This window comes from Methylotenera sp., from assembly GCF_036401095.1.
In the GTDB taxonomy this organism is placed as follows: Bacteria; Pseudomonadota; Gammaproteobacteria; order Burkholderiales; family Methylophilaceae; genus Methylotenera.
The window spans coordinates 60,870-72,604 of the sequence record NZ_DASWWA010000003.1; the positions used below are offsets into that span (position 1 = coordinate 60,870).

At 44.7% G+C, this 11,735-nt stretch carries 9 protein-coding genes; 5 read left to right on the forward strand and 4 right to left on the reverse strand.

Features of this window, described 5'->3' with window-relative positions:
- Nucleotides 1-365: 365 nt before the first annotated feature.
- Nucleotides 366-2,198, forward strand: coding sequence for a DNA mismatch repair endonuclease MutL (mutL, locus tag VGD82_RS02125; protein ID WP_331018817.1), 1,833 nt, complete (start codon nt 366-368; stop codon nt 2,196-2,198).
- Nucleotides 2,199-2,247: 49 nt separating this feature from the next.
- Here the strand turns inward: mutL and VGD82_RS02130 are convergent, their stop codons facing one another.
- Both VGD82_RS02130 and VGD82_RS02135 read right to left on the reverse strand, forming a co-directional pair.
- Nucleotides 2,248-3,948 (reverse strand): potassium channel family protein, encoded by a 1,701-nt coding sequence (locus tag VGD82_RS02130; RefSeq protein ID WP_331018818.1) that lies wholly within the window; start codon nt 3,946-3,948, stop codon nt 2,248-2,250.
- A 26-nt stretch (nt 3,949-3,974) separates the two neighbouring features.
- Nucleotides 3,975-4,349: a DUF6394 family protein gene (locus VGD82_RS02135; protein ID WP_331018819.1), complete on the reverse strand. Its 375-nt coding sequence runs from the start codon at nt 4,347-4,349 to the stop codon at nt 3,975-3,977.
- A 208-nt stretch (nt 4,350-4,557) separates the two neighbouring features.
- Between VGD82_RS02135 and miaA the strand changes: the two genes are divergently transcribed.
- The 3 genes from miaA to VGD82_RS02150 are packed head-to-tail and all read left to right on the forward strand — an operon-like array spanning nt 4,558 to nt 7,081.
- A complete protein-coding gene (gene miaA / locus VGD82_RS02140) occupies nt 4,558-5,502 on the forward strand; it encodes a tRNA (adenosine(37)-N6)-dimethylallyltransferase MiaA (protein WP_331018820.1) in 945 nt (314 codons plus the stop codon).
- A 52-nt stretch (nt 5,503-5,554) separates the two neighbouring features.
- Nucleotides 5,555-6,142, forward strand: coding sequence for a hypothetical protein (locus VGD82_RS02145; RefSeq protein ID WP_331018821.1), 588 nt, complete (start codon nt 5,555-5,557; stop codon nt 6,140-6,142).
- A gap of 9 nt (nt 6,143-6,151) precedes the next feature.
- Entirely contained in the window at nt 6,152-7,081 is a 930-nt protein-coding gene (locus VGD82_RS02150; protein WP_331018822.1) for a DUF2157 domain-containing protein, read from the forward strand.
- Nucleotides 7,082-7,151: 70 nt separating this feature from the next.
- On the opposite strand, the gene dapC is transcribed toward VGD82_RS02150, so the two are convergent.
- A complete protein-coding gene (gene dapC / locus VGD82_RS02155; protein WP_331018823.1) occupies nt 7,152-8,354 on the reverse strand; it encodes a succinyldiaminopimelate transaminase in 1,203 nt (400 codons plus the stop codon).
- Between the two features lie 14 nt (nt 8,355-8,368).
- Here dapC and VGD82_RS02160 point away from each other — a divergent pair, with 14 nt between their 5' ends.
- Nucleotides 8,369-9,259 (forward strand): DMT family transporter, encoded by an 891-nt coding sequence (locus VGD82_RS02160; protein ID WP_331018824.1) that lies wholly within the window; start codon nt 8,369-8,371, stop codon nt 9,257-9,259.
- 90 nt (nt 9,260-9,349) lie between these two features.
- Here VGD82_RS02160 and VGD82_RS02165 read toward each other — a convergent pair whose 3' ends face one another.
- The gene (locus tag VGD82_RS02165; protein WP_331018825.1) at nt 9,350-11,476 is read right to left on the reverse strand and encodes an EAL domain-containing protein; all 2,127 of its coding nucleotides are present in this window, start codon (nt 11,474-11,476) and stop codon (nt 9,350-9,352) included.
- Nucleotides 11,477-11,735: the final 259 nt, after the last annotated feature.

Consider the following 11,735-nt stretch of genomic DNA (forward strand, 5'->3'; position numbering starts at 1 on the left):
TGACTACGTCTTATTTCACAGCTTTTGACAATATTGCAAAGTTAATTAGCTGTTCACTACCACTAATCAAATAGTTTCAGATAAGTGCTACGGCACTATTTTAGTGCGTTAAGTCTGTGTTTGTTGAGGCGTAACTACTGTTTGTAAGCCTTGCGTTATGAGGCTAAGTTGCTTTACTGCCAACTAATATTTTCCTCTAAAGTCTCCCTTAATAAGCTCTCAAGTCTAGCCATATTTACACATACTAAGATTTATTTCATTCCAGTTTGCGCATTATTCACTCAGCTTACTAGTTAAATGTTCATAGTTAATTCGCTAGCCGCAAAGCAAGGTAAAATAACATCATTCAAAAATACTAAAACTTTATGGCAACTATACGTTTACTACCTGACCAGCTTATTAGCCAAATCGCCGCAGGCGAAGTGGTGGAACGTCCGGCATCGGCCTTGAAAGAGTTATTGGAAAATAGCTTGGATGCAGGTAGTACTGATATTCAGGTATCTTTGCTGCAAGGCGGTATTAAGCAAATGCGCGTTACCGACAATGGTGGTGGTGTCGCAAAAGAGGATTTGATGTTGGCGTTGACGCGCCATGCTACTAGCAAAATTGCAAGCCTAGAAGATTTGGAGTCTGTAGCAAGCTTGGGCTTTAGGGGCGAGGCGTTAGCAAGTATTGCCTCTATCTCTCGTACGCAGCTGTTAAGCCGCCAAAGTGGTAGCAAGCATGCGTGGCGTATCGCTTCTGAGGGCAGTGATATTTCTGCCATAGAGCCTGCTGCTTTAGATGCAGGCACCGTGATAGAAGTGTCTGATTTATATTTCAACACGCCGGCGCGCCGTAAATTTTTAAAAACAGAGGCGACAGAGTTTGGGCATTGTGAGGAAATATTTACGCGTATTGCATTATCACGCCCAGATGTTAGTTTGATGTTGCAACACAATGGACGTGCGCTAAGCCGTTTTGCTATTGGTCAGCCCGAGCGCAGATTCTCCGAGGTGTTAGGCAGCGAGTTCGTTGCTGAGTCTATCGCTGTTGATGAGTCTGCTGCTGGCTTGCGCTTATGGGGGATGGCGGCGAAGCCTACCTTTAATCGCAATAGCCGAGATACACAGTATGTCTATGTGAATGGCCGCTTTGTGCGGGATAAAGTGATTTCGCATGCCATTAGGCAAGCGTATCAGGACGTGTTGCACCACGAGAGGCATCCGGCCTTTGTGTTGTTTTTAGAGCTAGATCCAAACTTAGTGGATGTGAATGTGCATCCAGCTAAAACGGAGGTAAGGTTTAGAGATAGTCAGGCGATTCATCGCTTTATCTTTCATTCACTGCATAAAGCATTGGCGATTCCTACCGGTGTTTCCAATGCAGTCACTGCTAATCAGGCGCAATATAATCCGTTTAGCCCGCAGATTTCCAATACGCCTGCTGCGAATAGCGGCATGCTGTACCCAACGCAGCAATCTCAAATCAACTTGAGTGCGCATGAGCCACAAGGTTTTTATCAGTCATTGTTTGGTGGCAGTGTTAGCCAGCAGGCTAGCGCTACTGCATTGCCGGCAGATGTATTTGCGGCTCATGCTATCAGCACCGAAAGCATCAATGAATACCCGCTTGGGTTTGCCGTGGGGCAGGTGCATGGTGTGTACGTGCTAGCCCAAAATAAAGAGGGTTTGGTGGTTGTGGATATGCATGCGGCACATGAGCGCATTATGTATGAGAAGTTAAAAAATGCGCTGGATAGCAAAACTGTGCAAATGCAGCCTCTGTTGCTGCCTGTCAGTTTTAATGCAGATAAGCTAGAAGTGGCAACAGTACAGGAGGCCTTGGCTGGTAATCAGGCAACGCTGCAGCAACTGGGGTTTGATATCGCAATCCTGTCACCCACCACGTTGGCAGTACGTGCAGTGCCAACCATGTTGCAAGATGCGGATGCCGTGACTTTGGCGCGAGATGTATTGCGTGATTTACGAGAGTATGGCGCGAGCCGTGTGCTGACTGAGCGTAGAAATGAGCTGCTTGGTACGATGGCCTGCCATGCCGCCGTGCGTGCAAATCGTAGTCTGAGTATCCCTGAGATGAACGCTCTGTTGCGTGATATGGAAGCAACTGAACGTTCAGGGCAGTGTAATCATGGTCGCCCGACTTGGTTTCAAGTCAGCATGACGGATTTAGACAAGATGTTTATGCGCGGTAAATAAGCTGTTCGCCTTAATGTGTACCTGAATGCTTGTTCACAATTTAGCGTGATTAACTTTTGCTTTTAAATTTACTTTCAAGCCAACGCCATACTAAGCTGTTTGGTACTTCTATCCCATCAATAATATAGGTAAGTGTTTTAGTATTATTGAGGATAGACGGTAGGGTGGATTTAGTCGCTGGGCTGCCGCAGAATAAGATTCTATCTCCAGCTTTTAGGCGGGTGTTAGGGTCGGGTACTAGGCTAGGTATGTTGTTGCGCAGTAGCAGAATAGGTACCAGCTCCAGTTGCACCTCTCTATTGGCAGGATCTTGCATTAGATGTTGCACGCTGACATTTAACCCAGCCTCCATTAGCTCAATGACTGCCGGCGTATCCTCATTGTCAATTCTAATTGCCCAGGTTTCCGGTACCGTTTCGCCCATCGTCATCACTAGTTGACTAATTAATTTATTGGCCCAGTCATTGGTTTGGCCGCGCGCTAAACTTAAAAACTGTGCCAGTAAAGGAGATATCATGTGTGCCAAACACTCGTGGGCAATAATCTCAGTTGGCTGCATGGTAATGTCTGCGTTAAACTGCTTAAATAACCGCCCATTGTGGCGCCTGTTTTTACGAATCACTACAAATAACTTGGGATTGAGCTCGAAGGCTGTCATCACAATGGATAAGTTGTTTGTGTCATTATCCGTGCCGGCAACGATACCTACGGCATTAGTGATATCTGCTTCGAGTAGGGTTTTTGCCTCGGTGCCACTACCTACAATACAGTGATCACAGCCTGTCATTTCCGGCATGGCTTCAATAATGGTGGTGGTGATCTGCTCACGCTCGAGGTTTTCTACTACAGATTTACCAAAACGACCATAGCCACAGACCACCCATCTGCCTTTAGGCGGATTTTCTGGTGGTGGTAGCGTATCTCCAGGTACGCCTGTCAGCCATTCATGCAGCAGATAGGTGCCTAGTGCATGTACGCGCATTGCTAGTTGATCGCCGAATAGGGTGTAAGGGTTGATGATATGGTCGGTGCCGAAAGACGCCATATTTGCCGCAATGTCATCACGCTCTGCACGTGCAATTACCAGTAAATCTGGGTTCATAAGCTTGACTGCAACCGCTACTGCTAAGTTAACATTGTCGTCATCTGTCAGTGCAATTACACCGCTGCATAGCGGGTGGAGTACGCCGGCTCTTTCCAGGTTTTCTGGCAAGATTGCATCTGCACATAGGTAGGGGATGATGTTTCGGGTGTCTATCAGCTCCAGCTCGTTGAGTCGTTCTTGCTGCGGCTCAATCACGACTACGCGCATGCCTTTTTCATCTAAAGCTTTGGCTAGTAGGTTAGATGACTGCCCATAGCTGCAAAGTATATAAAACGGCTCTTGCAGCTGACGTACCTTATTGGCAAAGCGCTCTGTGGTCACGGCCTGACGTAACCCAGTGTCTTGTAGCAAAGTAATAATTTTACCGACAGCGTAAAACCAAGGGATCACCGTCAGGTAAATTGAAAAGGTTAACCATAAGCGCTGTGCTTTACTGTAAGCGTAAGGTATTTCGCCAAAGCCGATGGTAGTTGCCGTATAGCTGATGACATATAGCGCATCAAAAATACTCATTTTCCAAGGGTGACCTTGGTCATCATGCCCTGGCATCAGGGTTAAGCCTATAATGGCGATAGCAAAACTAACAATGATCAGTATCAGCGGGCGCCTTAAGCGACGCAGTATCAGAAACAGTATGCTATCCATGCTGATCAACTTGGGATATCAAGTGCCTAGCGTTTTTGGCTGATGGTTTCAGAAATTAACAGTACAACCGAGATAATGTTAGCCATGAGTGCGCCGCCAGACAGAGAAACGATGTACACCGTTAAGCTGGCTTCGTCATAGGTGCCATTGAGCGCTGCCCATAAAATGGCCGCTGCAATCAGTTGTAAGTCAGCTGCTAAACTCGTAGAAAGTAAAATTGCCCCTACGTGTGTACGGTCACCAAATTTAAGTACAGTTGCAATCAGGCTGACGATAATCGCCGCGTACAGCTCATAAGCATGATGATGGCTGGCATTATCAATGTCGCCAATAAAGAATCCAAAATTCAGTGTCATTGCCAGAACGATGAAAAAACCAAAAACAACTTTTTCTAAATTCATGGATAATCCTAATCAACAAAAATGAACTGCAAATGTTATGGTGTAATCTGTAGCGAATATCGTATGTTTACAGCAAACCAACGCTAAACAATATTATACAGCTTTCATTTGCTGTTGATTGTAAGAAGTAGGGCCCCAAAAGGGTCATTGTGATGTTATCGGCAATTATCCAACCTTAGGATAGTGTCTTAAGTTAAGAATGTATTGAATGAATCTAACCACACTACCACCAGCTATTTTTGTTATGGGTCCAACCGCGAGCGGTAAAACTGACTTGGCCGTGAGTTTGTACAAAAAACTACCGATTGAACTGATTAGTGTGGACTCTGCATTGGTTTTCCAAGACATGGATATTGGTACGGCCAAACCTAGTGCAGAGGTGCTGGGGCAGGCGCCACATGCCTTGATTGATATTATTCCGCCTACTGAGGCTTATTCAGCGGCACATTTTAGAAGTGACACACTTAAATTAATGGCTGACATCACAGCGCGCGGCAAGGTGCCATTGCTGGTAGGTGGCACTATGCTTTATTTTAAAGCGCTAGAAGAGGGGTTAAGCCAGTTGCCGGAAGCTGATCCTGTAATTAGGCAGCAAATTGAACATGAAGCATCAGAGCTGGGTTGGCCTGCCATGCATGCCAAGTTGGCGTTAGTAGACCCGGAAAGTGCCGCGCGCCTGCAGCCTAATGACGTGCAAAGAATTGAACGTGCTTTAGAGGTTTACCGCATTACCGGTAAATCAATGACTGCGCTACATCAGGCAACCAGTAGTGATGTTTTGCCATACCGTTTGCTTAAAATCGCTTTAGTGCCGAGTGACCGTAAAGTGTTGCATGCACGAATCGCTTTAAGGTTTGATCAAATGTTAACTAATGGCTTTGTAAATGAAGTTAAAACCTTGGTGCATAAATATCCTGCGTTAACATCAGACAGTACCTCTATGCGCTGCGTGGGTTACCGGCAGGCGCTGGAGTATTTGGCAGGAGAGTATGATGAGGCTGAACTACGTGATAGAGGCATTTTTGCGACTAGACAGCTGGCAAAGCGTCAGTTGACTTGGTTACGTAGTATGCAAGGCTTGCAGCAAGTGGATTGTCTAGATCCGCAGATGCAGGAAAACGTGTTCAGTACCGTAGCTGCGTTTATTAAATAATCAGTAATTTAAAGACCTAATAATTTCAAGAAACAATAAGTAAGGGACAATCATGAAAAACTTTATTAAAGAAAACTTGGTTTTAGTTGTCGGCCTCACCTTTCCCTTATTGCTGATTCTCATTTTCTTTGCATCGACGGTGATTCCCAAGTTGATGAGTAAGCCGCCGCAATATGAAGTGTTATTTACAACGAGATCGTATGATTACCAAAATACAGTAGACTATATGCTGGATTTCGCAGTTAAAAAACAGAAATTGACGGCTAAAGTAAAGAAACATGAAGGTAAAGATCTTAATTACGATTTAAAGCGGCTAATGGCTTACGATGCCAAGACGGATACTGTGCGAGAAATTGCTATAGATATACCACAGGTGCTTGCTACAGCAACAGATGGTGTTGCTGTGTTGCGTGAAACTGAAAATATGCTGATTGATACGGCAATTGTTTCACCAGATGGTTATACCTTGGATGGCCCTAGTTATGGTGGTGGCGGTTTGATGGGTGGGTTGTTTGGCGGTGGCAATAGAGATAGTGGTTTTAGGCTGAAAAAAGGCAATATTGGATACAAAATTCCGCATACTCAGCAGCATTATTATTACAACCAAGTGCAGTTTGTCGGATGGGTCATCAAAAAATAAGGGGTTGCTATGTCGCTCAAAGATGATGCTTTGCAGGATATTGTTGCATTATCGCAGCATAATCAGATCACGTTAGCAGAAATTGCGCAGGCGCTTGATGCTTCTTCAGGGCAGCCTAATGCTGCACCCGCCAGTGTGCTTTCCAAGTTGTTTGGTTATGTAGGCGGGATATTTGTGTTTGCAGGCATAGGTGTTTTCATCTCAATGTATTGGGATGATTTTGGTTCTGCATCACGTGTGATTATCACGCTGGGGCCTGGTCTAGCGGCCTTTGTAATGGGCTTGGTATGCTTGAGCGATCAAAAGTACGAGCGTGTGGCAACGCCATTATTTTTAATGGCCTCGGTATTGCAGCCCACCGGCATCATGGTGATGTTGCAGGAGTACTCTTCAGGTGGCGATGTGCGTCACGGTTTGCTGTTTATGGCTGCCTATATGCTGGTGCAGCAAGGAGCTACCTTTTGGGCAAAGCAGCGCACGGTATTAGCGTTTAGTGCTGTGCTGTTTGGTTGCATCTTTTTTGCCAATCTCTTTGATATTTGGGATGTAGATGAAAAGCTGATTGGCATCGTTATTGGCAGTTCATTGCTGTGCATCGCCTATGCAATGCAACAATCCAAACATGTGGCGATTGCTCCGTTCTGGTACTTTGTAGGTGCAGTATCGTTACTGTGGTCAATATTTGAATCGGTAGAAAACAGCTTGTTCGAGCCTGTGTACCTTGGGGCTAGCGCTTTTATCATATTTTTAAGCACCTATGTGCGCAGTAGAACACTATTGCTGGTAGGTACGCTGGCGATGCTGATTTATATTGGCTATTACACGGCAGAACACTTTGCCAACACTGTGGGCTGGCCAATTGCTTTGGTGATTATTGGTATTGCCTTGATAGGCTTAAGTGGACTTGCTGTACGTTTAAATAATCAATACATCAAGTAGCTTGTGGGTATAAAACTGATAGCAGCAAGGCTAGTGTGTTTTAGTACAGACTAGCCTTGCTGTGAGCTGGTTAGAAATGAGCGCTGATTCGCTGCGCTGCTTCGATACACTCTTCATAAGAGGCAACTAAGGCCATACGGATAAAGTTCTTGCCCGGATTTACACCGTGAGCTTCACGCGCTAACAGGCTGCCTGGAAGCACAGTAATATTGAGGTCTCGGTATAGTTTTACTGCAAATTCTGTATCAGAAATGCTGGCGTCTTTAATTTTTGCCCATAGGTAAAATGCTGCATCTGGCAAGGCCACCTCCAATACATTGCTCAGTAATGGGGTAACGTCTTTAAATTTTGCTGCATAGAGCCTGCGGTTTTCAATCACATGTGCTTCATCATTCCACGCTGCTATAGAGGCAGCCTGTACAGCTGGGTTCATGGCACAACCGTGGTATGTGCGGTAGAGCGTAAATGATTCAATGATTTTTTCATCGCCAGCCACAAAGCCTGAGCGCATGCCAGGTACGTTGGAGCGCTTGGAGAGTGAACTGAACACAACCAGATTTTTATAGTCTCTACCCAGTAGATGCGCGGCTTGTAATGCACCTAGTGGCGGTGATGCCTCATCAAAGTAGATTTCTGAGTAGCATTCGTCTGCGGCAATTACAAAGCCGTATTGGTCTGATAAGCTAAAAACAGTGCGCCATTGCTCCAGGCTCATGACCTTGCCGGATGGATTACCTGGGCTGCAAATATAAACCAGTTGTGTACGTGCTAATACATCAGCAGGTACGCTTGAAAAGTCCATCACGTGGTTATAGTTTGGGTCTTGATGCGGCAGTGTATTTATAAAGTAGGGCGTGGCACCAGCTAAAAATGCAGCACCTTCGTAAATCTGATAGAACGGATTTGGTGAAATCACGATAGGATCAGGTTTAGTTTGATCAATAATTACCTGTGCAAAAGCAAATAAGGCTTCGCGGCTGCCGGTTACCGGCAAAATGGCTTTTTCAGGATTAAGCACTGGCACTTGATAGCGACGTGAAATCCAATCGGAAATCGTGCTTCTTAGCTCAATAGAGCCTATAGTCGTGGGATAATTAGCTAAACCACTTAAATTATTGACTAAGGCATCTTTAATTAATGGGGGTGTTTCATGTTTCGGCTCGCCAATTGATAGGTTAATTGGCTTAAAAGCTGCATTAGGCGTAATGCCTTTGAATAGATCGCGCAGACGTTGAAACGGATAGGGCTGTAATAAATTTAGATTTGGATTCATAAGGTAACATTATAGTGAGCAACGCCAATAATAAAAACTTTTTTGCAGTATTTGGCCTACTTTTTGGTGCATTCTGCTGGGGCATTATTTGGTATCCATATCGCTTAATGTCTGAGGCGGGTGTGTCTGGTGTGGCGTCCAGCTTTTATACCTACGCGCTTGCGATTGTCTTTGCCAGTGTCTTATTAGGGAAGCATTGGCGTGGCGCGGCCAAGTTGCCATTAAGCATTGTGTGGCTGGGAGTGGTTGCAGGGTGGACAAATCTGAGCTACGTACTGGCCATCATTGATGGTGAGGTGATGCGGGTTATGTTGCTGTTTTATTTGTCACCTATCTGGACCTTAATTCTCGCTCATTTTTGGTTAAAAGAAAAAACTCGATTCACCGGTTATATTGCGATAGTGGCTTCCTTGGTTGGCGCATTTATCATGCTGTATGACGTTAAGTTTGGTGGATTGCCACTACCGAGAAATATGCCGGAGTGGCTGGCATTGTCTTCAGGCATAGGCTTTTCTTTAACCAATGTGATTACGAGAAAGTCTAGCCATTTAACTTTAGTGGCCAAGTCCTATGCGATTTGGATTGGTGTGATGATGGTTGCGCTGTTGTTTGTGCCGATTATGCAAACAAACATACCAAGCCCGACTGTATTTACGTTAACGGAATGGGCCGTGATGTCATTAATCGCCTTACTGTTAATTGCGGCAACTTTTTTTGTGCAATATGGTGTGGCAAAAATTGAGGCAACACGAGCATCTGTGCTGTTTCTGTTTGAACTAGTGGTGGCTGCTGTCGCCTCGTATTATTTAGCACATGAAACCATGGAGCTAAATGAGTGGCTGGGCGGAAGCCTGATTGTGATTGCGGCAATATTTGCGGCGATTCAACATCAGGATGCTGTTTAACCGGCGTGAATCAGTGATGACCGAGCTGCGGTGTGCCGGGGGTGGTCTGGCGTGATTGAAAATGGCGGTGCTTGTGGTCGTTTGGAATGTTTAGTTCTCTACCTGATTTAGCAAAAACTGTTCAAACTGCTGCTCGGGTAGTGGTTTGCTGTAATAGTAGCCCTGTAGTTGGTCGCAACCTATAGACTTGAGATAGTCATATTGATACTGTGTCTCTACGCCTTCGGCAATCACTTCTATGCCCAAGCTTTGACCAAGTACGACAATCGCTTTTAAGATGGCTTTGTTTTTAGGGTCTTCCTCTATGCTACTAACAAAGACTTTATCGATTTTCAATCGGTCAATTGGAAAGTCTTTTAAATACGCCAAACTTGAATAACCAGTACCAAAATCATCAATTGCTAGTTTTACCCCAATTTTCTTGAGTGAATGTAAGGTTTCTATGAACTTTGATGAATCATCGATCAGTGTGTTTTCGGTAATTTCAAGTTCTAGGTAGCTGGGGTCTAGCTGGGTAACTGCTAAGATTTTTTTGATGGTGTTGGCTAAGTTGGATTGCCTGAATTGCCTGGGTGATACATTGACTGCGATAGGGACATATTGGCCAGTTTTCTGCTGCAAGGCTTTGGCTTTATAGCAGGCTGTAGCGATTACCCATTCGCCTATGGTTTCAATTAAGCCAGTTTCTTCTGCAATGGTGATAAATTTTAAGGGAGATATCAGGTCTTGCCCCTCGGGTTGCCATCTAATCAGTGCTTCAGCGCCACATACTTTACCAGTTGTAAAATCTATTTTAGGCTGGTAATGCAATATAAACTCTTCTAGTTCAATGGCTTGGCGTAGGTTGTATTCTAGCGTTACACGCTCGGTGAGTGCTGCATTCAGTGCGTGAGTGTAAATCTGGAAATTATTTCTGCCTGCCTTTTTTGCCTTGTACATTGCGGTGTCAGCATTACGCAGTAATACATTGGCATCCAATCCATCATCTGGATAGATGCTGACGCCAATGCTGCAGGTGACTAAGTAATCCAGATTGTTAATGGTTAAGGGAACTGCAACCGCTTCAAGTAACCGATTCATGCTCAGGAAAATATCATTGGTGTCATCAATATTGGTGAGCAGGATAACAAACTCATCACCACCTAGCCTTACTACGGTATCTATTTCACGTATTGCACTGGTTAACCTTTTTGCCATGATAACAAGCAGTTGGTCGCCCACCTCATGCCCCATGCTGTCGTTAATCAGTTTGAACTGGTCTAAATCTAAAAATGCCACCGCCATTTTGTTTTTATAGCGATTAGCAAAGTTAATGCACAACTGTAGTCTGTCGTTGAGCATGTTACGGTTTGGTAAGCCGGTTAAGCTGTCATGCATGGCTTGATATTCGAGCTTTTCTTCGTAACTCTTGCGAGCGGTGATGTCTTCAACCGTGCCTTCATAATAGAGGATGTTGCCTGACTCATCATTGACGACGCGTGCGTTTTCAGAGATCCAGATTGTACTTTTATCTTTTCGGTAAACTAATGACTCAAACTTTTCTACGCTGTCGTTTTCTTTCAATAACTGTACAAACTCTTCACGACGCCCCGGTTTTACATAGAGCTGCTCTTGTATATTGTTGAATGCGTGGATAAGCTCTTGGGGTGAGCTGTAACCATACATACGGGCAAGTGATTGATTAACAATTAAATAATGACCATCCGCAGTAGTCTGAAAAATGCCTTCCAGCGTGTTCTCAAAGATGGAGCGGTATTTAAGTTCTGCGGCTAGTAGTGACTGTTCAATATCTTTGCGTTTTGCAATGTTCTGGATATAGCCCTCTAGAGCGATGACTGCACCAGCATCGTTATAAATCGGGTTGCCGCGTTCCAATACCCAGATCACACGCCCATCTGCATGGTTGATGCGGTATTCAACTTCGTAGCGGTTACCTTCAGCGAGCGCGTTTTTGATGGTTTCTCGTACCACCTCTCTATCTTCCTCAAACGTCATGACTTCATAGGAAATGTATTTGTTATGAAGTAGATCGTCAGGAGCATAGCCAGTCAGTTCTTTGCAGCCATTACTTACAAACACCATGGTCCAGTCTTTGTCATACAAACAGCAATACAGCATCCCTTCAAGATTATGCATCAGTGCATCATGCATGTGCTTATCATTCTTAAATGCGACCATGGGTGCCCCAGATTGATGTGGTGAAGACGCTAGTTTCATTGAGTGTTTGCCGTGCCAAAGTTAGTGCCTTGTCTGAATAAGCATTAACTGTGCCACCTTGTGCTAGTTGATAGACCCATTGCGAAGTCATGCAAACGCCGCTTTTTGACAGGAGACTTTTGAGAGTGATAACTGATGCTTAATTTCATGCACCAATTTGTTGCACCGATAAAGTGCGTGACATCACGTTTTGCACCATCTTGAGTTTAGTCGTCAATGTAGTAAGTAGTTAGTATTTCTATACATATTCAACCCAGAT